Raw genomic sequence first — 25,032 nt, 5'->3', positions numbered from 1 at the left:
CATTCGATGAATGTTGATGTGACGCCCGTCCCTAGAGAGCAGCCACCGTTCGCGCCGAACCATCGTCTTGCGGTATCCAACCCGCGTATATCAGTCTGACACCCACCGTCGTTGATCAACGACCGCCGCGACACCGACTGACCCCGATCAAACGAAAGCCGCCCCGGCATCAAAACCGGGGCGGCTTTCACCTGCCTATTGACAAACGATGCCTACATATCAGCTGTACTGACCTGAGAGGTTAGGTACGCGGGTGGCTGGTGGTTGGCCGCCGAGTGCGGTGTGGCCGCGGTGGTGATTGTAGGTGTGTAGCCAGCGCGGGTATTCGGCGCAGCGTTCAGCATCGCTGGTGTAAAGCCGCGCGTAGGCCCATTCGTCGGCCAGGGTGCGGTGAAATCTCTCTACCTTGCCGTTGGTCTGCGGCCGATACGGTCGAGTTCGGCGGTGTTGAATCGGACCCAGGGCCTCCTTGAAGGTATGCGATCGGTAGCAGGAACCGTTGTCAGTCAATACTTTTCGAACAGTGATACCGCATTCGGTGAACCACGCGTGCGCACGCGACCAGAATGCCGCGGCGGTTTCCTTGCGTTCGTCAGCGAGCATCTCGCTGTAGGCCAGTCGCGAGTGGCCATCGATGGCGGTGTGTAGAAAGTGGTAGCCAATCGCAGGATGGCGCGAGGTGCTGCGTACCGAACGGTGGGCTTGGGAATGACGCCTACCTACCGAACGGCCCAGCATCCGCCAGCCTCCACCGTCGGGGATCTTGCCCAGTTTCTTCACATCGACATGGACCAGATCGCCGCACCGAGCAGGCTCTATCCGCCGGATCACCGCACCGGTGGGCCGGTCCAGCCAGCGCAGCCTGGCCAGTCCGTAGCGGGTCAGCACCCGGTGCACCGTGGAGGGATGCAGTCCGAGCAGGTAGCCGATCCGATGCGGACCCCACCGGCGGATGACCCGGACCTTGATGATCCGCCGTTCGGTGCGCGTGGGAGTGCGGCCAGGACTGCGATGCGGTCGTGAGCTGCGATCGACCATGCCCGCCTCACCGAGCTCGCGGTAGCGGCCGGCCCAGCGGGCCGCCGTGGTCACCGCGACCTGGAACCGTTCAGCGGCTCGGCGTAGCGACCAGCCGTCCTCAACGATGCATCGAGCCAGGCGCAGACGACCAGTTTCTGACAGAGGGGCATTACGGTGAGACACGAAGACCTCCGAAGTGAGTTGGTGCGTTCCTAGACAGCTCGCACTTCACTCGGAGGTCTTCGTTATGTCACCACGCCACGCCGTACCTAACGTCCGTGGTCAGTACAGCTGATATGTAGGCATCGTTTGTCAATAGGCAGGTGAAAGCCGCCCCGGTTTTGATGCCGGGGCGGCTTTCGTTTGATCGGGGTCAGTCGGTGTCGCGGCGGTCGTTGATCAACGACGGTGGGTGTCAGACTGATATACGCGGGTTGGATACCGCAAGACGATGGTTCGGCGCGAACGGTGGCTGCTCTCTAGGGACGGGCGTCACATCAACATTCATCGAATGCTGTTGTTGCTCATAGCTGTAACGCAGATCCAGTTCGCCTACCTCGCCGTCGACCGACCGACTCCAATCAAGTTTGGACGGCCACGCTTAGGCCAGCGTGGCCAGCGACCAGCACCAACCGGCCAGTTGACGGGCGACCGCGACGTTGGCCACGACGTGAGGCTTCTTGCGTTCGTTGAATCGGCACCATTGTTGGTGCAGGCGTCGGTTGCCGGCATGGCCGCGGTCCTTGAGCGCGGGGTCGACCTTGGCCCAGCGGGCTCGCATCGCAGGACCGGGATTGCGGTACGCCGCCCGGTGGTGCCAGGCCGATTCGATCAACAACCGCCGGACATGGGCATTGCCGGCCTTGGTGATCGAACCCTGCACCGAGAGGCCCCGAGGAGTATTCGGTGGGCACCAATCCGACGTAGGCGCCGATCGAGGCACCGGTGAACCGGGTCCAATCACCGATCTCCACCGACAACGCCAGCCCGGTTAATGCGGAGATCCCACGCAAACACCCCAGCCGATCAACCGGATCAGACCATCGCGATGAGGCCGCGACCGCAACGATCTGCTCGTCGAGACGATCCCTCGCCGCAGTCGCCGACAGGACCGCGTCAAAGTGATGGTCGAAGGCCGCCCTGGTATGGGGGTCATCGAATCGTTGCCGCCGCAGCCAGGTTTCGTGGACCCCGGTCCAGGCGTTCCCGCCCGAGTACACCCGGCCCTGGCGCAACAGCAGCTTGGACAGCCGGTGCCGCACCCGCATCAGATCGGCGCGGGCGTCCTCGCGGGCCCGCACCAGATCGCGCACCGCCTCCACCTCAGCCTCGGGAACCGTGACCGCGGTTATTTCGCCCAACCGCAGAAGCCGGGTCAGGTGCGCGGCATCGCGGGCATCGGTCTTGATCCGATCCCCAGCCGGGCGGATCAACTTCGACGGTGCCGCGACCACGCAGTCGATCTGGGCATCAGTCAATGCCCGGGCCAGCCCGAACCCCGTCGGCCCGGCCTCGTAGGCCACCCGCAAGGGACCTCGCAGTCTGTGCAACCAGTCCAGGATCTCGCCGTGATCGGGACACAATCGCGCCCGCTCGACCCGACCCGTCTCTTCATCAAATGCATGCGCAACCACCGAAAGCGCATGCACGTCCAACCCGACACTCGTACCGTTGAAACTCACCGGAGGCCTCCTGATCTGCAACTGTGGCTCTACCAGTGCGAGTGTTCACTCGTCACCGGCAACCCACGTCCGATTGCAGCCCGAGGCCTTCGGCCTCGAGTCAGCCCTCATACCGTCTAGCGGGTCGAGCCACGCTGCACCGGTGAATCGGGGGCCCGACGGCTACAGACGATACGTCGAGCCTTGGCCGGATGGCGGTATCGGCGCGTTTCCGTCGGCCGTCGTGGCCGTGGTCAAGGGTTTGAGGCTGCGGCCGCTGGCGTGGGTGAACGGGTAGATCATCTGCCGCAGATAGCTGGTGGGGTAGTCGGGTTTGGCGGCCATGCCGAGCTGGGTGGAGTCGAATTGCCGGGTGGAGTGCGCATCAGGTGGTCCCACACCAGGGTGAACAGGCCGAAGTTGACGTCGCCGACGCCGGCCCATTTGAGGTGGTGGAAGCGGTGGCCTTCGTTGAGGGCCAAGACGTACTTGGCGGGCCCGATGCGGTAGTCGGCGTTGGAGTGCTGCAGCAGCAGCTGGATTGCCACCGCCAGCGCCAGCACGGAGGCTACGTCGACGGGCAGTCCGATCAGGATCAGCGGTGCGACACCGGCTGCCATCTCAACGGTTTGGTGCAGGGGGTGCTTCATCTGGCCGTTGAGCCCGTAGAACCGGGTGATGCTGTGGTGCACCGCGTGAAAACGCCACAACACACCGATCTTGTGGCTGGCCAGATGTACGACGGTGATGCCGAGGTCCGCGACCAGGATCGCGGCGAGGACCTGTGCGATGAATGGCCAGCTGTGTGGCCACAACGGCGGTGCGGGGACGATCGCGGCCAGCAGCGGGATGGTGGCCACGCTTGCCAGGATGAGGGTTTCGTTGACCGCGACGTGGATGCGGTCGCGCGTGCTGTCGGCCCGGTCACGGTTCCACGCGGTGTCATACGGAATGACCAGCTCTACCAGGAACGTCGTCGTGATCGCGACGACCAGGACGGCCAGCAGCCAGTACTTCTGGGCGCCGCCGGCGGTGAAGACGATGCCGGCGCCGTTGAGGCCGATCAGCATGAACGGCACGTAGCCGTAGCGGGCCACCGCCTGGGCCGCGGTAGCCGCCGTCGATGTCGGAGAAGTCGTGCTCATGCCGTGAATCGTCGCGGTCACCGACACGGCGGCGCTTGAATGATCCGGCTAAAGGCCGGCTTCGAGGTCCAGGACACGTGCCGGCTCAGGACCGGTCTCAGAGATGCGTTAGCTTAGTTTGACGCCTGTGCTCACACGAGCGGAGAAGTCAGGTGTTTACTCGCGGTGATCATGATCGCCGTGGTCGTCCTGCGCAGGCACCGCGGGTGGGGCCGGAACTTCTGCCGTCGCCGGTGCAGCCGACTCGCCGGCAGGCTCGTTGACCGGCGGCGGGGCGGCCGGCTCGTGATTGCTGTCAGGGCTTTGAACATGCTCGCTGCTCGTCCCATGATCATTGCCCTCCGCGGGCTCGGCGCCAGCGCCTTGGTGATCGCTATGCGCATCGTCGGAGGTGGTCGCGTCGTGCTCGCCGTGCCCATCCTCGGGGGTCGTCCCGTGGTGGCCACCGTCTGCGCTCGCTGGCGCATGGCCGTGCTGCAGTCCTGAAGCAACCCCCACCGTGGACGCCAGCGTCACGACACCGACGGCGCCCATGAGCACTAATGCGCTGCCGAACCCCGGTACCGGCTGTCCTTGCAGGCCGCGGTACCACACACAGCTGGCGCCCATCACGACGTAGATCTGAAGCAGCAGAGCGCAAAGGTCCGCGGCTTGGACCAACTCTGCTTCCCAAGCGTGGGGGCCGAACGGGGCTCCCACGGTCCTGGACACGGCCCACAGAGCAATGGCTCCAAGGTTGACCATGATGCCGGCAGCAAGCACAGGAGTCGTGGTTCGTGTGAGAACCAGCCGCGCCCAGAGCAGTTGGAAGAGGGCGATCGATGTGAAGAACACGCCAGCGGGCATCCACTCCTGCCAGTGGGTGGGTACGACGGCGAAGTGGATGACCGCGGCGCCCAGCGAGGCGAGCGCCGCGAGCCGAGCGGCCAGCCTGCTGTCGGTCTTCCTCGCTGTCCTAGGCGCCACGGATCCAGGATGACAGCGCCATCCCCGACAGCGGTTGCATGACACCACATCTCAACTCGACCGTGATCCATTTGTCATCAACTACTGTCTTCCTACGTAGATAACGTCGATGCCACCCTCAGTCCGCCAGTCTCGACCACCGCTGTTCGGCTGTGGGACAACGCCCGCTCGTACTGAGGCCTCGGAGAATGTGGCGGTATCGCGCGTCGTTGCTGGCTGGTGGGAAAGGGCCGCAGTCTTTCGACCTCGACACGCGTGTCGGCGGGTCCTGGTGCGCAGTCGGACCTGCAATTGTTGACGTACTTCTTGGTGGATGTCGACTCTGATGGTCGGGGCAACCTCAAGCGTCGCCGCCAGTCCATAGCGGACCGGTGCCGCCAACCGGCCCACGTCCACGCGGCAGTCAACGTTGATCGGTCAAGTCCATGGACGTGGTGTACGACGTCGTCGTGTGATTCTTCGTGGTGATGGTTCAGGCGGTCAGTGCCGCGGGGGTGTCCTCCTGTTCTGACGGGGTGTCGTTGACGGCGCGGGATTTGCTCAGCACGTCGAGTCCGAGGTAGCGCCGGGACTCGGCCCATTCGTCGTGCTGTTCGGCCAGCACGGCACCGACGAGGCGGATCAGAGCGCCCCGGTCGGGGAAGATGCCGACGACGTCGGTGCGCCGCCGGATCTCCTTGTTCAGTCGCTCTTGGGGGTTGTTCGACCAGATTTGGCGCCAGATCTGCTTGGGAAACGCGGTGAACGCGAGCAGATCCGGCCGGGCAGCTTCCAAGTGCTCGGCGGTCTTGGGGAGCTTGTCGGCGAGCGCATCGATGATCCGATCGTATTGGGCAGCAACCGATTCAGTGTCGGGTTGGTCGAACACCGAGTGCAACAGGGTCCGCACCCACGGCCACGACGCCTTCGGAGTGACGGCCATCAGATTCGTCGTGTAGTGCGTGCGGCAACGCTGCCAGGCCGCGCCGGGTAGTGTCGCGCCGATCGCGGCGACGAGTCCGGCATGGGCGTCGCTGGTGACCAGTTTGACCCCGGACAGGCCGCGGGCGGTCAACGACCGCCAGAACGTCAACCAGCCGGCCCCGTCCTCAGCCGTGGTGACGTCGATGCCGAGGATCTCCCGGTAGCCCTCGGCGTTGACACCCGTGGCGATCAGGGCGTGCACATTGACCACCCGCCCGCCCTCACGCACCTTGAGCACCAGGGCGTCGGCGGCCACGAACGTGTACGGGCCGGCGTCCAGCGGTCGGGTCCGGAACGCCTCCACGGCGATGTCGAGCTCCTTGGCCATCACGCTGACTTGAGACTTCGACAGCGACGTGATGCCCAACGTCTCGACGAGCTTGTCCATCCGCCGCGTCGAGACTCCGAGTAGGTAGCAGGTGGCGACCACCGTGGTCAGGGCCCGCTCGGCGCGTTTGCGGCGTTCCAGCAGCCAGTCCGGGAAGTAGGAGCCCTGCCGCAACTTGGGAATCGCGAGATCCAAAGACCCTGCGCGGGTGTCGAACTGGCGGTGACGGTAGCCGTTGCGGGAGTTGGTGCGCTCGGTGCTGCGCTCGCCGTAGCCCGCTCCGCACAGGGCGTCGGCCTCAGCTCCCATCAGGGTGTGGATGAACGTGGCGAGCAGTTCGCGCAGCACGTCGGGATGGGTGGTGGTGAGTCGTTCGGCCAGCACGGCGGGCAGGTCGATATTGTGGGCAGCGGTCATCGCGTGTGTTCTTTCTTTGCTCGAGTGACTTTGACGGGTCTCTCGAAGAATCACGCGATGACCTTCAATCATTCGGCTACGACACGCCGGCGCTACTAATCAGGTCCGACTCGTACACCACTCTGCTGGACGCAACCGTTTTGCGCCCGATGTGTTCGAGCATCAGTGTCCGTGAGCCCACTAGTGCCCCGGCTCGGGCTTTGTATATCCAGATCGGAGCGCGCATGAGCCGGCGGGATCGCAGTAGGCGCGCGCCTCCGTTGGCGACCATGTCGTCGAGTTTTGTGAACACGGTGTGCCTCCATTTCATTGGGCGCGTGGACATGTCAGGGTTCCCCGGGTGGTCCGGCCGCGATCTTCCTGTCGTTGCCGCACAACCCAATTGCCACGGCATCGATTAGCGGTTCCCCGTCGGCACGGATGGGCTCTGCCGCTCGGACACGACGCGTCTCCCGGACGTCGGTTCGTCACCGGCAGCGATTGCGAGTGGTCAGCAGCCCGAATATCCAAGGAGATGAGATCAGCGGCGGTCACCTGGGGTGGCTGATACGGGCCACGCCTCGGGGATCGAGCTGTCCAACCGCTGCTGAGCGAGCTGGTGCAGCATTTGGGGTAAGGCACCGGGTGGCACCTCCCCGTCGAGTTCGGAGACAGCCTGCAGCACGGTGCCGGCCACCTGCCTCTTTGGCAGGATCCCGTCGAATTCCGCCATCAGGCGTTGGGCGACGCCGTCCACCGACTCCGAGCCGTTCGAATATTTAGTCATCATTCCTTCCTATCGAGCCGGATGTTGTTTCTCCATTTGATCGCAGAACGCGCGAACCGACCTGACGGTTACTGGTCAATTGTGAATGCCTGCACTAGAACCTGTCCTCCTGGCCGCGGGAGATCCTCGCGGATCTCCGCACCGGTAGATCACCACGCTCGGTGCGCACCACCGCGACATCGCGCGTGCTCCGCGTCGCGGTATTGGGTGAAACTGCTGACAACCTGCCGCGGGGCTGCTGCGGTGGCTCCGTCGAAGACGCCTGCGTTACTTGTTCGACCGTTGCCTGCTCCTTTCGAGTCTCTGTTCCCGACGTGCTGTTGCCCAGCGGCTAACTGTGTCCGGTGGCGATTCGCATCGATCGCGAATCGCGACAGAGGAATCCACTAGTGCACTGCACAGTCGTGGGTGCAAGATGCTGTGCGCGCATCCAGCTGCCGTGGGTGTCCACGCAGTGCTGGATTGACATGAGGCACTGGGTCACATCCCCGTATCTATCAAAGCGGGCGATCCGCATACCACAACTACTGCACCACGAGTCCCTGTGTGGACACTGAGGACTGGATGTGATTGATCAAATCTTCTACTAAGATGCTCTCGACACGCCGAAATGAGTTGTACACCTTGCAATTACGTAAGGAGTGGTTCCAGTTTTCCGGCAAGCACCGTGGAACTGGGTGTGGATGCGTCGGAGGGAATTCCTTGACTCCGATTGTCGCCGTCGCCGACAGGGTTAGTCAGGACGGCGAACGAGCCGAGTACGGGTTCGTCCGCAGCGCCCACTGCATATGCCGTCCCGGCAGCGGCCAGCCCAAATCGGTAGTCGTGCCGCAGGATCGGGTTGCAAGGCGTGTGCGGCTAAGCAGTCGGCAGAGGGGGGCGCATCGGACTTGACCTGTTCAGCGAACGCGCTAGCGAAGTCCGAACACCGCGCGAAGCGGTCAGCGGGGTTCTTTCTTGCGAGGGCTGCGCCAGCACCGGGTCGAGACTGGCGAGCTCGGCTCGCGTGTCCGCCAGCGCTGGCGGTGCAGCGTGCCTGCTGATGACCACGGCAGGATTAGGTGGTACAACGGTGAGCCGGTCAGCACGTGATAAGCGGTAGCCGCCAGGGCGTATTGGTCCGCGCCGGCAAGCATCATGACAGTCGGCTCCGACACCGATCCGTGCGACAGCAGTGTGGGGGGCCACGCGCGACGTAATCGGGTGTTATCGGCGGCTGGGCTGCGGCTGCACGTGCGCCGACTGATGAGGCTAGCTGGCAGTTATCTCCACCGTGGGTGGAGATAATGCGGCGAGAAACCACGAGTGACCTGCTCATAACTTAAAGGTCGTATGTCGCGCATCCACCGGCCTGGCGGAAGCCACATAGGTGGCCACCGTGATTCTGGAAGAACACGCGGAATTACGGTGGGCCAGCTTAGATGCTGCCCAGAAACGACCCGGTGTGAGATGTCATCCGTTGAGCCGACCGATTTCTTGGACAACCGTCTGGTTATAGGATTCGACATTTAGACGGCAAAACCCAGCCGACATTTCAATGGCAATGCCACGAGTTGTACCTGGTCGGGGTGCGGCCAAATGACACGCAGTTTGGCAACCTACATGTCCGGACGGCCCGGTGGGGTCGCTGATACTGGTTTCGTGTCGGTTGGCGCGGTGGTGGCTCAGGTCGGTGAGGTGCTGGGCCGCGCGTATTCGCTGTTCGGTGATCCACCGGCCTCCGGGCAAGGACCCGCCGCGGGCTCGGTGATGAAGCTCTCCGGCGCCAGGGAACTGGTGCGCTCGGGGCAGGCGCAGATGGCGCCGTTGTCAGGGCAGCTGGCCACCAACTACTCCACCTTCGCCGGCGGCGCGGGCCCGGCCCTGGACACCCTGGCCGGCAACGACCGGGCACTGAGCACCCAGCTCGACGAAGCCGCCCGCACCGACCGCACCGGCCGCACCAGCTCCGGCACCGTCGTCAACGGCGCCGCCGCCGACACCAACGGACTGGCCCCGTTCACCAACACCCCCGCCGGCCAGAAAGCACTCCTGGTCGCCCTGCGCCAGCGCGTCGCCCAACAACAACAAGTCGTCCAGGCCTACAAAACCCGCGACGCGCAAATGGCGGCGATTCTGCGGTCGATGGCCTACGGAGGGCGCGGCGGTGTGGGCGCAGGAAGCGGCTCACCATTCGGCGGCGGCTCAGGCCTGTCGATGCCACAAATGGGGTCGCCGCTGAGCGGACTTCAGGGGCTCTCCGGGTTGTCTGGGCTAGGCGGCAGCGGCACGCGCCTGATGTCGAGCACGCGACCGGGGGGCCGCGGCCCGCTGGGAGCCTTGGACGCCGGCAGCATTGTCGCCAGAGCCATCCAGGGCCAGCTGCCACCAGTCAAGGCTCCCGAGAACGGGCTGCAGAAGTTCACCGTGCTCACCAATCGCGCTGTCTCGGCGGCGTTTCCGCAGATCCGAGAGATAGGCGGCGTGCGCGCCGACTCGTTGAAGTGGCACCCCAACGGACTCGCGCTGGATGTGATGATCCCCAACTGGAATACCCCTCAGGGAAAGGCCCTGGGGGATGAGGTGCTGGCGTTTGTGAAGGCCAACAAAGAGGCACTCGGCGTCGACCACGCGATCTGGCGTCAAGCGATGTACTACGGCCCTGGGGGCGGTGAACCGATGGGGGCCGTGGCGGGGCCACCGCGAACCATTTCGACCACGTGCACATCGCGACCAAGGGTGGCGGGTATGTGCGCACCTAACGCGTAGCAGCCTCCACGGTGCCACCTGCTGCCGAATTTTGTGTCTGGGGGGTGGGTCTGGGTCGCTGATACTGGTTTCGTGTCGGTTGGCGCGGTGGTGGCTCAGGTCGGTGAGGTGCTGGGCCGCGCGCACTCACTGTTCGGCGACCCGCCGGCCTCCGGGCAAGGACCCGCCGCGGGCTCGGTGATGAAGCTCTCCGGCGCCGGGGACCTGGTGCGCTCGGGGCAGGCCCAGATGGCACCACTGTCGGGGCAGCTGGCCACCAACTACTCCACCTTCGCCGGCGGCGCGGGCCCGGCCCTGGACACCCTGGCCGGCAACGACCGGGCACTGAGCACCCAGCTCGACGAAGCCGCCCGCTCCGATCGCACCGGCCGCACCAGCTCCGGCACCGTCGTCAACGGCGCCGCCGCCGACACCAACGGTCTCGCCCCGTTCACCAACACCCCCGCCGGCCAGAAAGCACTCCTGGTCGCCCTGCGCCAGCGCGTCGCCCAACAACAACAAGTCGTCCAGGCCTACAAAACACGCGACGCGCAGATGGCGGCGATGCTGCGGTCGATGGCCTACGGAGGGCGCGGCGGTGTGGGCGCAGGAAGCGGCTCACCATTCGGCGGCGGCTCAGGCCTGTCGATGCCACAAAGCAGTGGGGGATTCGGGGGAATCCCATTGGGCGGCGGCGGTTTTGGCGGTGGCTCCAGAGGTGGCGGATCTGGTGGGCGACGACCGTCGCCCAGGATCGACACGGGCCGCGATATCCCTCCTGGTAGGGGTGGGCAAGCTGTCCAGGCGGCGTTGTCGAAGCTGGGCCGCCCGTATGTGTGGGGCGCGAAGGGCCCTTCGGTCTTTGACTGCTCGGGGCTCACGGGGTGGGCGTGGCGTCAAGCCGGCGTGCAGCTGGGGCCCGACACCTATACGCAAGTGAATCAGGGGGTGGCCGTGCCTCCTGGTGAGGTCCGCGCCGGTGATCTGATCTTTCCCAAGGCGTCCTATGACGGCCGCGGCCCGGGCCATGTCATGTTGGCGATTTCGTCGACACAGGTAGTGCACGCCCCTCAGACCGGTGATGTGGTGCGTATCGCGCCGATGCCGCCAGGGTTTATCGCGCGCCGCCCGGTGGCCACCTAGCCCGGAAAATCGTGCACGGAGGGGGATCGGCGCGGCTTTAGGCTCGTAGTTATCCGCCCGAGGAAAGGATGTGGCCGTGGAGTCTGGGTTGCAGCAACAAGCCAGTCAAATCTTGGATCTCGCGACGCGGGCGAAGAAAGTCTTCGGCGGTGATTCCACCCCGCAGCGGCCACCGGAGTTCGCAGCGCCGCGCGATCTCGAAGAGACGATCTCCCGTGATCACTTCTGATTTCAGTGCCGCGGCGGGCCTATCGCCGTCAACGATGTTCGTGCAGAAGAGGTTACGATGACCGACGCTCGCAAGTTCGATGAGCTGGTGTCCTGGCATGCCAAGCCAGTCGCCGGGGTCGGTATGGGCTGGGATCCGGGTTGGCGTGCCGACGGGGGAGCGTTTGCCCCCAACATCAGCCCCTCGGACCCGTACTGGAACACGGTGTTGGACAAGGCCCAAGCGGCTTATGGCGATCCTGGTATGCGGTTCAACACCTCTGACCCGAGCGCCGACCGCTATCTCGTTTTCAGCGACGGCACGCGGGTACCGACCGATGGCTCGTTGGCCTATCGCGACAACGGCAACACCTACGTGATGAACAACGATGGCTCGGTGTCGCTACTCGGTGGCGACGGCAAGGCCGGTCAGCCGTTCTTCCCGGAGTTCCGGCGCAACGAGGCCGGCCAGTATGTGCCGGTCAACGCTCAAGGCCAGCAGGTCGCCCCGCTGGCCGCCTCCTACGTGGACGATCCAGCAACAGGCAAGCGCACCTACTACAACGCCAACGGAGACGTCGTGGGATCTGAGCAGCGGCCCGCCACACCGCCTCCGGGCAGCCAGCCCGGCGTGGCGACCGATGAGCAGCAGTCGGGGCGCACCGCTGACGCGGTACGCAAGCTGCACGACGAGATGAAGGACCGCTACAGCCAACTCAGCGAGGCTGAGGGCAAATTGACCGAGGCGATGCTGAGCGCCCGGACCACGACCGCCGAGGGCCAGCAGAAGCTCAACGACATCCAGCAGAAGATCGTCGAGGCGGTTAACAACCCGGCGATGTCTCTGGACACTCCGGCGGGCGAGCAGTCGTTCTTGAAGTTCTTGCGCAGTCAGGTCGCCGCGATCGGCGAAGTACTCCAGTCGGGGACTTTGACTGCCGAGGATCAGGCCAAGGCGGCGTCGGCGCTGGCCGCCCTCTACGACATGGACGGAGCCTCCCCGGACACCGGGGGCGAGACTCCCAGTGACCCCAATGCCCAACCGGGACCTGCGACTCCGGCTCCGGCGCCGCCGGTCAGCGATCCCGCGCTTGTCGATCCCGCGCTCACCGATGCGGGGCTGGGGCCGATGGAGCCGATGCCCGATCCGATGTTGTCGGATTTGGGGATGGGCGGTCCGATGGGTGCTGACCCGCTGGCGGGGCTGGCCTCCGCGTTGCCGGCCGCGATGGGGGCTTTCCCTCAAGGTGGCGGATTGGGTGGCGGCAGCCCGCTTGATGCTCTCACCGGAGCCGCTGCGCCGCTGGCCGGTCTGGCTTCCCAGCTGGGCGAGCAAGCCCGCCGTGAGGAACCCGACCCCGGCGTCGAGTCGGAGAAGGACAAGGACGACGAGCTCGACGAGGACGAGGGTAAGGACGACCACGACCACGCACCCGAGCCAGTGCCCGAGGAAACCCCGCCGTCCACGACGCCGCAATCGGGCACTCCGCCCGAGCCGGTGCCCGCGGGCACACCCGGGGAGGGCGCCCCACCGGCGGCACCGGGCCCGCCCCCACCGCCGCCGACGGCAATCACGCTGCCGGACGGCTCGACCGCCAATGCACGCACGCCAGAGCTGGCCCAGGCCGTCAAGGCCCACCTCGACGGCAAGCCACTCGAGGAGGCCTATCGCGAACAGCACCTCGAGCTGCCCCCGCCGGGCACTCCGGTGACCGCTCCGGTCGATCCGTCGCGCCTGTCGGCCGGCATGCTCGCGGTGTTCAACGACCATTACGCGGTCGCGCTGAGCTCGGTGAAGGCGCTCCAAGATGGCCAGGTTGTGCCAGCGTCGATGATTGCCTCCAGCCCGGGCTTCTTGGGCTGGCTCGATCCCAGCGCGGTCGCCGCACCAGCGCCCACGCCAGCTCCCACGCCGGTGCCTATCCCACCGAGCTCCCCGGCCACCGACCCGGCGAACCCGGCGCCGCTGGCCAGCGCACCGGTGCCCACCCCCATCGGATAGCGGCCGACGTATGACGCGGCGGCAAAAAATCGCGACAATATCTAGATCAAAGGAGCTATGAGATGACCGACCCGATTCATATCGACCCTGAGGTGATGCGCACCGTCGCCAACCAGCACGACGATGTCGCCGACCAGATCGCGCCCGCCCGTGAGGCCAGCACCGAGATCCTGGCCGCGGTCAACACCTTCGGCCCGATCATGCACCAGTTCAAGTCGGCGGTGTCGGACTTGATGGTCAACCGCGACGCCGCGCTGCTCCACCACGAACACACCCACCGCAGCGCCGCGATCGGGTTGCGCCGCGAAGCGGCCAACTTCGTCACCCGCGACGAAATCAACGCAGAAAACCTCCGAGTTGACCAGCAATGACAACCTGCCGCTGAGCGAGCAGGCGTTCCTGGCCAGGACCCCCGACGATGCGGTCCTGGTCAGAAATGCCGTCAAGGGGCACATCCTGGGCGTTCAGCTCGAACCCAAAGCCATGCGCGACAACATGCACGAGTTAGCTCAGCGAATCATGGCCTGCGCTGACGTGGCGTATCTTCAGGGGCAGGTGGCACTGCGCGAGCAGATGGAGCACGCCAAGCTCGATCCCGTCTGCTACGCAGATTTCCCCACCGAAAGGGACCTGGCCGCCGCCCGTGACCGACTGAGGAATCTCTAGACCGATGGTTTCTGTTGACCCGAGTGGACTGGTCTCGGCAGCGCAACGGATCACCGCAGCGCTGTCGGATGTGACGACAGCTAACCCCGAGCATCCCCCGCTGGCCGCAGATCCGGCGTCGGTGGGCGCTGCGGGCAGGCTCACCACTGCGGGCACCACCTTGGCCAGCGTCCTGGTCGAACAGGCGGCAGGGCTAGCCGCGACCGCCGAGCAGCTGGCCAACGTGGCAGCAGGTTTCACCGCCAAAGATGCGGCCAACGCAACCAAAATCTCCAGCCTCAACACCGCCAGTGAGGGCGCCGCCGTGTCGGGCTGGGCGCCCCCGTCGCCACCAATCCCTCCCGACGCGCGTCCAGTGCTGGCCGCACCACCCGCCGCGCCCGCCGAGATCATCTCCAATGCGGTGCACTCCGGCGACTCCGCCAGCGGCGAAGCGTTCATTTCGGGATGGCGTCAGGTCGCAGGCTCGGCCCGCGACGCCTCAGCCGCGGTACGGTCGGTCGCCGATAGCCTCCCAGACAGCTGGGATAGCCCCGTGGCCACCGACGTGGTGCGCGGACACCTGATCAAATACGCCAATGCGTTGGAAACCTCCGGCCAGCGCGCCGATACGGTCGCCGAGCAGGCCAATCGCCATGCTCAAGAGGTCGCTCAGGCGCGCAGCGACATCCCGAGTCCGGACGCGTTTCAAGCGATGAACCACCAGCTACAGACGCTGGCGCAGGCTAACGCGCAGACCGGCGGGATGTACGCGGTGCCGCTGGCCAACGCGGTGGAGCAGAAAGCTCAGATGGAGGCCCAAACCGCGCAAGGCTTCGGCGGCTACTACGCCAGCACAGAAGCCACCACCGCCGGTGAGGTTGATCTGGACGGCGACGGTATCCCCGACGTTCCCGCCGGCGAGGCGGCTGCCGCGGCCGCTGCGGGGGAAGGAACGGGTCTGCCGGGCGAAGCGACGCCGGGAGAGCCCGGGTCACAGGATATGGCCGGTCAGCTGGCCTCGATGCTTCCCAGCATGATCCCCACGGTTCTCGGGGCGGCCGGGGGACTACTGGGCGGCGCGATGTCATCGATGATGAAGGCGCCCGAATCGCTGATTCAGGCCGGAACGCAGGCGATGGGTGCGGCTACTCAAGGGCTGTCGGGGTTGATGCAACCCGAGCTCGACGACATCGGCACCGAGGACCTGGGCCTAGACGATGCGCCGCTCGATGACATGAGCGGCTTCGGCGGCGGAGGGGGCGGGGGTGGCATGACGTCGCCAGCCTCCGGCGGGGCACCGTCGACGCCGCCGGTGATGCCCTCCACGGGCCCCAACCCCACCCCGCCGACCTTGCCCACCGGTGGGTCGCTGCCTCCGCCGGTGAGCCCCACGATGGGCCCGGGCGGCGGCATGATGCCGATGGGAGGCATGCCGATGGCCGGCATGCCAGGGGGTGCAGGCCAAGGCGGCGGGGCCGACGAGCGCAATGCAAAGCCCAAACAGGTTGTGGGCAAAGATCGTCCGCACACAGAATCGGTGACCGGCAAGGTGACTGCTGACCGGATCGCAGTGTCGACAACCGCACCGGACCGCAAGGACGACGACCCGCCGCCCAACGACGACGCACCTCAGCGCAGTAGCGCTCCGCTGATTCGCCGTATCACGACCGTCGCACCGAAGGACGGCGCCTAATGTTGGGCGGCGTGGGGTTCGACGATCTCGGCGACGAGGAAAAGGTCAAGTTTTCCGAAGCGGAACAGGCCGCGACCCTGGAGCGTCTCGACAAGATGATCGCCCAGCTCGGGGCGCTGCGCACCGAGGTCGAAGACCCCGATGGCTATGTGCGGTTCACCCTCGGTGACGACGGCCGGCTCCTCGAACTGTTCATCCACGAGGCTGCCCGCACATCGCTGACCAACTTGGCGTTGGAAAAGAAGCTCAACGATCTGTTCGCCGCCGCGAACGAGGCAATGATGCTGTCCCGCAAAGAGTTCTGGGACCACTACAGCATTACCGACATCTGATCCGCAGGTCTAGCTCCGAAAAGCGCTGAGTCAGAACCGAGTTTTTCAGATCGGCCTTGGCGGGCCTATAGCCAAAACCCCGCGCTGATTGACTAACGCACGGGGCACGGTCTGGGGCAGGCAGACTGACTGTGATCGCGAGAAGTATTGGCAACAAATGCCGTTCGAAAGTTTTAAGTGGAAGGGCCCGACCAAGGGTGGGAGGAGTCGGGCCCTTCCGGTTCCGACCTCGGGGGGCGCGACCGGAACACCACGAACGCTACCGCAGCGCCCACGCCCCTCCGTGCACAAAATTCGGCGGCGCGATGCTGCGCCATCGCAGCGGCTCGTTGAGGTGCCGCGCGGGTCCGCTACAGATCCGGGGTAGCTGTAGGCAGCCAACCTGTGAAAGGCCGCGAACATGTGTTGACAGGGAGGTGCCGAGCGGATCGGGGCCTAATTTGGCGGTGCCAGACCCCACCGGGGCCGTTTACCCTGGAGGTATGACAGCGGGCGGGAAAACCCAAGCATATGTGCCGCCGCCGAACGGTGGCCCCTATGGGCCGCCTCCTGGCCCCGGCCCATCCGGCTACGGCCCGCCGGCGCCTCCACCGGTGTTGCAGCCCCGACGCCCGGGACGCCTGCGGACGGCACTCGCCGCCGCGGGCATCATCCTCGCTGTGGTTCTGGCGGCATCCGCGCTGGTAGTGGCCCTGACAACCCGCGTCGACAGCAACGACTCGAACAACGCCGCTCCATCTGCTGGAGACCCGGCCGCGTCATCTAGCCCCGCGTCCACTGAGCAGGCCGACCGCGCACTCTGCGCAGCCATCGGACCGCTGATGAGTGAGTACAGCACCACCGCCAAAGCGTGGTTCGCCCTTGGCCAGCCCGGAACACCTGCAAGGGACGGAGCTCTCCCCAAATTCATAAGTGACACTGAGGACTGGGTGGCCCGCGTCGAGGTGGCGATGAAGGAGCATCCGGGAGTTCAGCCGCGATTTACCCGCACTTTGGAGCGCCATATTGATGACCTGTGGCTGCTGGTCAACAACATAGAGCCAGGGCCAGAAAAGTCCTATGACAGCGCGGCCTGGACCGACAGCCTCATTGCCTATGGCGGTCCGCAATCCATCTGCGATTCGCTCGGTGCTGGCTGGTAGCTGATGGGGGGGACTAGCTGATGCCGGCTTCAGCAGCAGTTGCCACAGGCCCGGGGATGCCGACACGGCCGTACTCAATGCGCATTCTGGGCGGGTCCTGGCCGTCGACGTCGCCGGAGTCGTGGTCGGACACCGCGAGCGCGCTGAGTAAGAAAAGTGCCGATCTGAGCATGTCGGCAGCGGCGATCCGTCGCGCAGCCGATGACCTCGGCGGTTCCAATTCCGGGCAGATGATCGACGCGATGTGTGAGCGCTCGTATCGCACGGCGCAGACGGTGATCAATCACTCGGACCTCTACGGCGAGATGGCCAAGGCCGTCAAAGAAACAGCTGAGCTGATCTGGCATGCCCGGGGCCGGCTCGAAGAGATCGACCGCAAAGCACATGAGGAGATCGAACGGCTCAAGCAGCAACTTCAGGCTTTGGCGGGCTCGCCGTTAGGCGCTGGCGCGGCAATGGCCGCCATCTACGCAGCAATCGAAGCCGTCATCACCGCAGCGCAAGGGGAAGCACTGGCTGTAGGGACTGACACAGCCGCGTCTATCGCAGAGCTCGCCGCCAACATCGGCGGCACCCCCTCAAGCCAGCTGCCCAGCGGCGGCCAGATCACACCAGCCGATCACACCACCCAAGGCGGCAACGGCGACAACGTCCAGGCCCTCGACAATCCCACTGGCTCGGGCGGCACGCCGCCTTCTACTCCAAGCGACCGGCCTGAAAATTTCAGCGGATCGAATGGAACACCAGGCGCCGACCGGCCTGAAGGCAACCCCAGCCCGGGCTCAGATAGCCAAGCGGGCGAAAGTCCCGTGCCCGGCCAGACTCCGGGAGAAACTGGATCAGCAGGCAAGGATGGCGTCGAGACCCCGGGCGACGGTGCAGCTGATCCTATGAAAAACGGGCCGCTTGCCGATGGGCGGCCGGAGCTATTCGGCTCTTCGCCGAGCGCTGTTCCAACCGCGCCGCCGCCCGCGATGACCGGGAGCGGAGGCGGCGGGTCATCGCCGCTAGGTTCGATCGGGAGTGGGTTTAAGCCGCCGTCTGCGAGCGGGTTGTCGTCGGCGGGGACCGGTGGTCTGTCGCCTAGTTCGTTGTCTTCCAATGCGGGGCTGTCGTCGTCGCTGCCGTCTTCTGTGTCGCCGGCGGCGGGCGGTCTTCCGTCTGCAGCTGCGGGTGGTGGTGGCGCACCGGGGGCGGCTACCTCGTCTGACTTTTCCCGCGGGTTCAATGCGGGCTTAGGTACGGGCTCGGTGTTGCCGCCGCCTGTTGCTCCTCCTCCGGCGCAGCCCCTGAGTTCGACTACGGGTGCGTCGAGTACGCCGGTCTCGGCCGGTCCCGCGCCGGTGTCGGCGGCTGGCGGGCCTGCGCACGTCGCGTCGCCAGGGTCGGCGGCGAGTGTTCCGGCCGGCCACATGGGGTCGATGGGTGCGCCGATGATGCCGCCAGCGGCCGCTCCGGCTGGCCCGCTGCCTCCGTTCAACTCTGATTTGCAGCCCAGGCAGGTCGCGCCAGCTGCGGCGGGCGCACCGCCGCCCGCGCCGCCGCCAGCTCCACCTGCCAGCCCGGGCCAGGGGACAGCGCTTCCGCCGGGTGTGGTCGCCTCGGGTGTCAGCGCCGCAGCGGCGGGCGCGATCGCAGGGGCGCAGTCTGGGGCGCCTGACCCGTTGCTCGATAAGGCCTCGGAACTGGTCTACGAGCTGATGCACGCCTCGCGGGTTTATGGGTGCATCGACTGGTGCGTCGGGATGTTCAAGACGCCGTCAGGACCGCAGGCATGGGTGGTGAGCAGTGAGGGCAGCGGGTTCATCCCGCCGGGGGTGTTTCTGCCCAGCTCCGCGCGGCTAGTTTTTTCAGATCCTGGTTTGGACAAGGATTTTCACGCCCGCTGGTTCGGCTGGGTCAACCCAGCCCAGACGATGACCGCGTACGGGCAGATGTGCATGGCGAGCAACCCGAACGTCGAGTTGTGGGCGCTGGCGGTGTCGACGGACTATGGCGGCAACGCCGCTGTGGCGCGGGATGCCGGTGTACGGCATATCGAGAATTGCGCGTTGACCACGTCACCGATCAAGGCCGACTCAGCACCGCCGGGGCTGGATGAAACTCGTATTCATCGGCTGGAGTCCATTGACCGCCCCGAGTACGCGCGCCTGACCACCGGCGGGGTGGTTGATCGTTCCCAGCTATGGGCGTTGACGGTTGCCGCAGTGCGCACGGTCCTATCTCGCGCCTCTGAGCTGCTGGGCTTCCAGGTTCCTCCGGCCATTCGCCAGGTCGCTACGGCGATCGAGAATGGTGAGCCGGTGATCGAAGAGTTGTGGGCCGATCTTGACGTGGCGATGCGCGCAGCGATCCTCGACAGCGCGGGCCAGCGGCCAGGTCGGGTGGCTGGCGACGTGGGCCCGTCTGCCTATGCGCGTTGTTTCCACAACGTGGCCCGCGCCGCGGAGCTGCTGTCGTGGTGGCGCAGCACGACACCGGATTATGTCGAGATCGCCTACACGGCAAGGCATATCGCGAAGGAAGCTGAACTATGGCCCACGATGGCCGCATGAGGGGAGTTGTGTAGATGCCTGCAGTATCTGGGGGCGCGAAGCCGATCGAGGTGTTGCCCGCGGCGGTCACGGGCACTGCCCAGTCGATCGCTGGGGAGGTGAGCCGGTCGGCCCAGCCTGGCCCGGTTCCGATGCCTGCGGGGGGTATTTCGCCGATCGATGTCGCCGCCAACGCCGTGGCCGTCGCGGTGGCCGAGAATGTCGCGCACTGCTCGGCGACGCTGGCGCCGGAGCCCATCGAAGGGGTTCAGAAGGCCGAGACCGCCACGACCGAGCTTCGGGGGCAGGACACTGAGAGCGCCGCCGACATCAGGTCGGTCGCTCAGACTATGCAGCCGATGCCGCCGCCGGGGGCCAGCGGCGGCGGGGGCGCACCGAGCATCCGCCCGGTCAGCAATACCGGCGCGGATAGTTGGCATTGGGAATATGACCACAACGGGCTGATGGTCAGGGTCGATGACGTCGAGCCAATTGATCCGGGCGGCGCGGCCGGGGGTGGTTTCGGCGGGCTTGCCCCGGTGGGCCCCTGACAGTTCGATTACCGGTTGTTGCGTGAAGGGGGTCGCAGCATCGTGGGTTTTCTGGTTATCGGGCGCTCTGAAATTGGCGCCGATATAGCCCCCTGGACGGGGTTAGGGTCGGATACGTGACCACTCAACAGTTCAGGCGGCCCGGCCCGATTGCACGCCCGCCGGCGACGGCGGGCGGCAAGATCGCGATCGATCCGCCAATTCCGGCGCCGATCCCGCCGCCGCGAAGTGTGTGGGGGATTGTGCTGCCGATCGTTCTGATTGTCGGTGTGATCGGGTTTATCGTCGCGATGTACATGTCCGGAATGCGAAGCTTCGCATCGGGTTTCGGCATTTTCGGGATCATGATGTTGATCGGCATGGCGGGCATGCTGTTCCGCGGCCGCGGAGCGGCGCAGAAGATGTCCTGGGGTGAGCTGCGGCAGTACCGGGCCAACTACTTCGCCCGCCAGGACGATGTGCGCGATGAGATCGAGGTGCAGCGCCGCGCCCAGTTCGACCATCGCGAGCATTTCCATTGGGACCCGGCCCAACTCGTGGCCGCGGTCGGCACCGAGCGCATGTGGGAACGATCGCCTAGTTCGGATGAATTCGGCGAGGTCCGGGTCGGGGTCGGCAAGGTCAAGCTCGCCATGACGATCGAGAAGCCGAAGATTCCCGAGGCATCACAGATCGAACCGGCCACCGGTCACGCCCTGCGCAAGTTCCTGCTGGAGCAGGAATACATCGACGACATGGCCAAGGTGATTTGGCTGCAACGTTTCGCGGGGGTCTCGTTTATCGGGGATATGGACGAGGCACGCGCTCTACTGCGGGCGATGGTGTGTCAGCTGGCGGCATTCCACAGCCCCGCCGACCTGCAGATTCTGGTGGTCAGCGACGCCCCGTCGGTGTGGGACTGGACGAAGTGGCTGCCGCATATGCAGCATCACAGCAAGCGCGACGGCTGCGGTGAGCGCCGGCTGCTGTTTTCCTCCCCAGCGCAGTTGGAGGAGTTTTTCGACGAGGCGGAGCTTCCGCGTAGCGAGTGGACACCCCCGGCCAGTGGGTTGCACGGCGCGGGGAACAGCGTTCTGCCGTTCCGGGTGATCATCGACGACAACTGCGGAACCCCCGAGGACTGGGCCGGCCTGACTGGCAGCGCCGGGTATGCCGGCACCTGCTTTGTGCGCCTTGCACCGTCGGTGCCGCCGCCCTCGCCGCATGATGCGTTCGGGACGAAGAGTTGGATCGGGTTTTCCCCGGAGACCACGTACCGCCTCGTGGGTGGTGCGCTGCGCAAGCGACTGCCCGCCGAGGACCTCACACCGTTTAGCGGTGTGCAGCATCCGTCCTCCGACGAGCTCGACGACGCGTTCTACGCCAAGGCCGACCAGCTGTCGATCACCGCAGCGGAGCGGTTCGCTCGGGCGATGGCCCGATTCCGCGCCTCCGGTGGGGTCACCACGGTCACCGATTCCGGCCACCAGCAACGCACGCTGCTCGACGCGGTGGGGGTGCGCGACCCACGCCACCTCGACGTGGACCGCCTGTGGTCCCCGCGCCGCAGCCAGGGCCCCGAGTGGATGCGCTTCCCGGTCGGTCTCGACGACAGCGGACAGGTCGTCGACCTGGATCTCAAAGAGGGCAGCCAGCAGGGCATGGGCATGCATTCGCTGTTCATCGGCACGACCGGCGCGGGCAAGTCCGAGGGCATCATCACCGAGGTCGCCTCGATGGCGTTGACCCATTCACCGGAGGTCGCCAATGTGGTGTTCTTCGACTTCAAGCTGAAATCAGCCGCCGGCGTGCTCGAACAGTTCCCGCATGTGGTGGCCAGTGTCAGCAACCTCGGCGATGAGCGCCACCTGGTCGGCCGCATGTATGAGGCGCTGGAGGGCGAGCTTGATCGGCGCGGCGCGCTGTGCAACGCCGCCGGCCCGGACGTGGTGGATCTGACGGTCTACAACCAGCGGCGGCTTACTGATCCCTCGCTGCCGCCGGTGCCGGTGCTGTGGGTCATCGCCGACGAGTACCAGGAGCTGCTCAGCGACCGGGACTGGGGCGATAAGTTCCGCAGCTTGTTCTGGCGGATCATGCGCCAGGGCCGCGCCTATCACATGTTTTTGCAGCTGGTCGGCCAGACCGTCGACACCCAGAAGCTGCGCGACATCCGCAAGCTGCTCGGCTTCACCATCGCCGGCCGTACCGGCACTGAGGAAGATTCCCGCGAGGCCCTCGGTGTGGGGATCGCCGCCAAGATCGACGAGAAAGGCGCGGAGGGAACTGCATTCCTGCGGGTGGCGCAGCGCCAGCCACGCCAGTTCCGATTCTTTTATTCCTCGGCTGATTTCGTTCCGCAGACCGGGCCGGATGACAGCCGTCCGCTGGAGGCCGGCACCTGGTTCGAGCCACGTGCTTTCACGGCCGAAGAGGCCGCCGACATCGATGGTCTGCTGGCAGAGCCGGTCGAGCGCGACGCTGCCCCGGCGACGGTCCCGGAGGCCGCCAGCGTGAAGATCATCGACGCGGTGATCGGTTCTCTGCAGGCGACGGGGGCCGCCCCGCCGCGCCAGCTGTGGCTGCCGCCGCTAGGTGCCCCGCCGGCCGCCGACGATTTGGTGGCTCGGCTGCGCGGCAAGCCGTGGGATGTCGACTACGGCCAGAATCCGGGCCTGGTGTTGCCGGTGGGGCTGGAGGATCGCCCGCGTCAGCACCGCCAGGATGTCTGCTACCTGAACATGCTGGAAAGTAGCGCGCTCATTGTCGGTGCCCCCCGTATGGGTCATACCAATGCGGTGATGACCATGATCACCGCGGGGGCGTTGATGTACCGGCCGGAGCGGGTGCAGTTCTACTGCATTGCCGCCAGTGGCCCGCAGTTGGCCGTGTTGAATGATCTTCCGCATGTGGCCGCGGTGGCGGCTCTGCACGACACCGAAGGTGTTACCCGCCTGCTGGCCACCGTGCGCGGGATCGTCGACGAGCGCGAACGGCTTTTCGCCACCCGTGGCCTGGATATGGAGCAGGTGCGGGAGGCCAAGTTCGGCCCTCATCCGACCGATATCGGCGTCTCCGGCGGTGATGTGGTGCTTGTCATCGACGGCTGGGGCAACTTCAACGACGCCAACCAGAAATGGGCTGAACAGGTGATGTCGCTGATGCGTGCCGGCAACTACGGGGTGCGCACGATCGTCACCCACACCAGCTATCTGTCGAAACTCAACACCCAGGTCAAGAACCTGTCCACGGAGCGCATCGAGTTGCGCATGACTGATGAGCGGGAATCGGAGCTGGGCCGGCGGGACCCCACGGTCAACCGGGGCAAGGAGGTGCCGAACAAGCCAGGACATGGCCTCAGCGCCGCCGGGTTCCACATCATGATCGGCGAGCCGGTGCTGGCCAATGATCCGTCCGGCCGTATCGACGCTCGCGGCGTGGGGGCGGTCGTGCGCCAGGTGGCCGGGGTCGAGAAGTTCGCCGAGGTCAAACGCCTGCCGGAGAGGGTGCCGCTGTCTGATGTGTTGGCGCGGGTCAATGGCGGCGCGCAACGCGACCTGGTTCCGTTCGGTCTGTCGGAGTCTGATCTGGGCCCGGCGTTCATCGACTTCGCCGAAAACCCCCACGCGGTGGTCGTAGGCCGCGCGCAGTCGGGGCGCTCGGCGTTCCTGCGCACGATGATGCACAGCGTCATGGCCCACTACAGTCCCGATGAGGCCACCATTGTGTTGATCGATCCGCGCCGCCGTCACATGGGCGTGGTGCCGGAGGAAACGTGGCTGTCGCGCTACGCCTATACCCTCAACGACATCAAGAAGGCCGCGGGGGAGTTGGCCGAGTTGTTCGACAGGCGCACCCCGCCGCCAGGCACCAGTCCCACGGAGATGCTGAAACGCCAGTTCTGGACCGGTCGCAAGATTTTTGTGTTCGCCGATGACGTCACGTCGTGGAACTCGGCGCAGAATCCGCTGATGCAGTTGGCCGACTACGTTGAAACGGCCGATCAGCTGGGCATGCACATCATCGCGGCGGCCGATATCAAGCTGTGGAGCTTCCAAGCGTCGGGCAACAGCATGCTCGGCCGACTGGCCGGCGCGTTGCAGCCGACGATCATCCTGGACGGCCGCCGCGAACACGGCCCGATCATCAGCGGTGTCTACGGCGAGCCTCAACGTCAAGGTAAGGGTATCTACGTGCACCCCGGCGGCACCACCGACGGTGTGCTGGTGGCCTGGACACCCGAACCGGTGCGCTCGACACCTCCTCGCCATTCCTCGCCGATAGGCCAGAGCTAATGCGATCACCAGTGACCTATGCGGGCGATTGGGCTACGGAATTAGTGGCCCGAGCGCCGGAATCAGACATTTCGAGCTTTCTCAACGGCCATTTATCGAGGTCTTCGGTGGTGATAGGGGCCGTGCGGAATTTAGCGCAGGTAGCCCCTTAGCACTGGGCTTAAACTGAGTTCGGATCACCCCCACGAAGGGAGAGGCAAACATATGTCCGTTCCAATCATTGGTGTGGAGCCGGCGCTGGTCGGAATGCTGTCGGCTGCCGAGAGCGCGGGCGCGGCGACCATGGCAGCCGGGACGTCCGGGGCTGCCCCGGTGATGACGACGGTGCTGCCCCCGGGTAGTGACCCGGCGTCGATGGCGGTGGCGGCGGCGCTCAACGCGCGCGGCGCGGCAGCAGTGGCCGCGCTGACGCAGCTGACGATGACGCGGGCTATGTTCGCCGGCAACGTCGGCGTCAACGGCACCAGCTACGCAGCCATGGATGTGCTGCAGCAGAGCGCTCTGGCGATCTAG

Annotated in this window: 17 protein-coding genes and 3 pseudogenes; 13 read left to right on the top strand and 7 right to left on the bottom strand. The window is 65.7% G+C overall.

Features of this window, described 5'->3' with window-relative positions:
- Positions 1–219: 219 nt before the first annotated feature.
- The 7 genes and pseudogenes from G6N53_RS00255 to G6N53_RS00225 all read right to left on the bottom strand — a co-directional run bounded on the left by G6N53_RS00255 (position 220) and on the right by G6N53_RS00225 (position 7,266).
- Complete coding sequence (locus tag G6N53_RS00255; RefSeq protein ID WP_163681185.1) at positions 220–1,203, bottom strand: IS481 family transposase; 984 nt, start codon at positions 1,201–1,203, stop codon at positions 220–222.
- A gap of 418 nt (positions 1,204–1,621) precedes the next feature.
- A pseudogene (locus G6N53_RS00250) lies at positions 1,622–2,702 on the bottom strand (IS110 family RNA-guided transposase).
- Between the two features lie 162 nt (positions 2,703–2,864).
- Positions 2,865–3,826: pseudogene (locus G6N53_RS00245) on the bottom strand (sterol desaturase family protein).
- A gap of 156 nt (positions 3,827–3,982) precedes the next feature.
- Positions 3,983–4,840 carry an ICP22 family protein gene (locus tag G6N53_RS00240; RefSeq protein WP_163681191.1) on the bottom strand — a complete coding sequence of 286 codons (858 nt, stop codon included), beginning with the start codon at positions 4,838–4,840 and terminating at the stop codon, positions 3,983–3,985.
- Between the two features lie 424 nt (positions 4,841–5,264).
- On the bottom strand, positions 5,265–6,500 hold the full coding sequence (locus G6N53_RS00235; RefSeq protein ID WP_159233604.1) for an IS256 family transposase: 1,236 nt from the start codon (positions 6,498–6,500) through the stop codon (positions 5,265–5,267).
- 130 nt (positions 6,501–6,630) lie between these two features.
- A pseudogene (locus G6N53_RS29990) lies at positions 6,631–6,771 on the bottom strand (nitroreductase family deazaflavin-dependent oxidoreductase); the annotation flags it as partial.
- A 249-nt stretch (positions 6,772–7,020) separates the two neighbouring features.
- Positions 7,021–7,266 (bottom strand): hypothetical protein, encoded by a 246-nt coding sequence (locus G6N53_RS00225; RefSeq protein ID WP_235682691.1) that lies wholly within the window; start codon positions 7,264–7,266, stop codon positions 7,021–7,023.
- A gap of 1,641 nt (positions 7,267–8,907) precedes the next feature.
- On the opposite strand from G6N53_RS00225, the gene G6N53_RS29745 reads away from it, so the two are divergent.
- The 13 genes from G6N53_RS29745 (at position 8,908) to G6N53_RS00155 (ending at position 25,032) form a co-directional block, all read left to right on the top strand.
- The gene (locus G6N53_RS29745; protein WP_237166276.1) at positions 8,908–10,014 is read left to right on the top strand and encodes a VldE C-terminal domain-containing protein; all 1,107 of its coding nucleotides are present in this window, start codon (positions 8,908–8,910) and stop codon (positions 10,012–10,014) included.
- A 33-nt stretch (positions 10,015–10,047) separates the two neighbouring features.
- On the top strand, positions 10,048–11,136 hold the full coding sequence (locus tag G6N53_RS00205; protein WP_163886440.1) for a C40 family peptidase: 1,089 nt from the start codon (positions 10,048–10,050) through the stop codon (positions 11,134–11,136).
- A 70-nt stretch (positions 11,137–11,206) separates the two neighbouring features.
- Entirely contained in the window at positions 11,207–11,365 is a 159-nt protein-coding gene (locus G6N53_RS29740) for a hypothetical protein (RefSeq protein WP_164481798.1), read from the top strand.
- A 57-nt stretch (positions 11,366–11,422) separates the two neighbouring features.
- Positions 11,423–13,345, top strand: coding sequence for a DUF4226 domain-containing protein (locus G6N53_RS30380; protein ID WP_163886439.1), 1,923 nt, complete (start codon positions 11,423–11,425; stop codon positions 13,343–13,345).
- A gap of 62 nt (positions 13,346–13,407) precedes the next feature.
- Entirely contained in the window at positions 13,408–13,716 is a 309-nt protein-coding gene (locus G6N53_RS00195) for a type VII secretion target (protein WP_011767955.1), read from the top strand.
- Positions 13,703–14,011: a DUF2694 family protein gene (locus G6N53_RS00190; protein WP_163886438.1), complete on the top strand. Its 309-nt coding sequence runs from the start codon at positions 13,703–13,705 to the stop codon at positions 14,009–14,011. The genes G6N53_RS00195 and G6N53_RS00190 overlap by 14 nt, the downstream gene beginning before the upstream one ends.
- Positions 14,012–14,015: 4 nt before the next feature.
- Entirely contained in the window at positions 14,016–15,686 is a 1,671-nt protein-coding gene (locus tag G6N53_RS00185; RefSeq protein WP_163886437.1) for a PPE domain-containing protein, read from the top strand.
- An 11-nt stretch (positions 15,687–15,697) separates the two neighbouring features.
- Positions 15,698–16,018: a hypothetical protein gene (locus G6N53_RS00180; protein WP_236694330.1), complete on the top strand. Its 321-nt coding sequence runs from the start codon at positions 15,698–15,700 to the stop codon at positions 16,016–16,018.
- A gap of 659 nt (positions 16,019–16,677) precedes the next feature.
- Positions 16,678–17,160: a hypothetical protein gene (locus G6N53_RS00175; protein WP_237166274.1), complete on the top strand. Its 483-nt coding sequence runs from the start codon at positions 16,678–16,680 to the stop codon at positions 17,158–17,160.
- A gap of 20 nt (positions 17,161–17,180) precedes the next feature.
- A complete protein-coding gene (locus G6N53_RS00170; protein WP_163886435.1) occupies positions 17,181–19,715 on the top strand; it encodes an EspK C-terminal domain-containing protein in 2,535 nt (844 codons plus the stop codon).
- 14 nt (positions 19,716–19,729) lie between these two features.
- Positions 19,730–20,245, top strand: a complete 516-nt coding sequence (locus tag G6N53_RS00165; protein WP_011767961.1) for a hypothetical protein — start codon at positions 19,730–19,732, stop codon at positions 20,243–20,245.
- 116 nt (positions 20,246–20,361) lie between these two features.
- Positions 20,362–24,519, top strand: coding sequence for a type VII secretion protein EccCa (eccCa, locus tag G6N53_RS00160; RefSeq protein ID WP_163886434.1), 4,158 nt, complete (start codon positions 20,362–20,364; stop codon positions 24,517–24,519).
- 204 nt (positions 24,520–24,723) lie between these two features.
- Positions 24,724–25,032 carry a PE domain-containing protein gene (locus G6N53_RS00155; protein ID WP_011767963.1) on the top strand — a complete coding sequence of 103 codons (309 nt, stop codon included), beginning with the start codon at positions 24,724–24,726 and terminating at the stop codon, positions 25,030–25,032.

Origin of the sequence: Mycolicibacterium hippocampi, assembly GCF_010723735.1 — a bacterium.
Classification (GTDB): domain Bacteria; phylum Actinomycetota; class Actinomycetes; order Mycobacteriales; family Mycobacteriaceae; genus Mycobacterium; species Mycobacterium hippocampi.
The sequence above is the reverse complement of the archived record's forward strand: the minus strand, read 5'-3'. Positions and strand labels throughout refer to the sequence as shown.

Coding starts and splice junctions, on each gene's coding strand:
- G6N53_RS00170 (WP_163886435.1), top strand. CDS start 17,181: ATGCCGGCTTCAGCAGCAGTTGCCACAGGCCCGGGGATGCCGACACGG.
- G6N53_RS00155 (WP_011767963.1), top strand. CDS start 24,724: ATGTCCGTTCCAATCATTGGTGTGGAGCCGGCGCTGGTCGGAATGCTG.
- G6N53_RS00235 (WP_159233604.1), bottom strand. CDS start 6,500: ATGACCGCTGCCCACAATATCGACCTGCCCGCCGTGCTGGCCGAACGA.
- G6N53_RS00185 (WP_163886437.1), top strand. CDS start 14,016: ATGGTTTCTGTTGACCCGAGTGGACTGGTCTCGGCAGCGCAACGGATC.
- G6N53_RS00195 (WP_011767955.1), top strand. CDS start 13,408: ATGACCGACCCGATTCATATCGACCCTGAGGTGATGCGCACCGTCGCC.
- G6N53_RS30380 (WP_163886439.1), top strand. CDS start 11,423: ATGACCGACGCTCGCAAGTTCGATGAGCTGGTGTCCTGGCATGCCAAG.
- G6N53_RS00165 (WP_011767961.1), top strand. CDS start 19,730: ATGCCTGCAGTATCTGGGGGCGCGAAGCCGATCGAGGTGTTGCCCGCG.
- G6N53_RS00225 (WP_235682691.1), bottom strand. CDS start 7,266: ATGACTAAATATTCGAACGGCTCGGAGTCGGTGGACGGCGTCGCCCAA.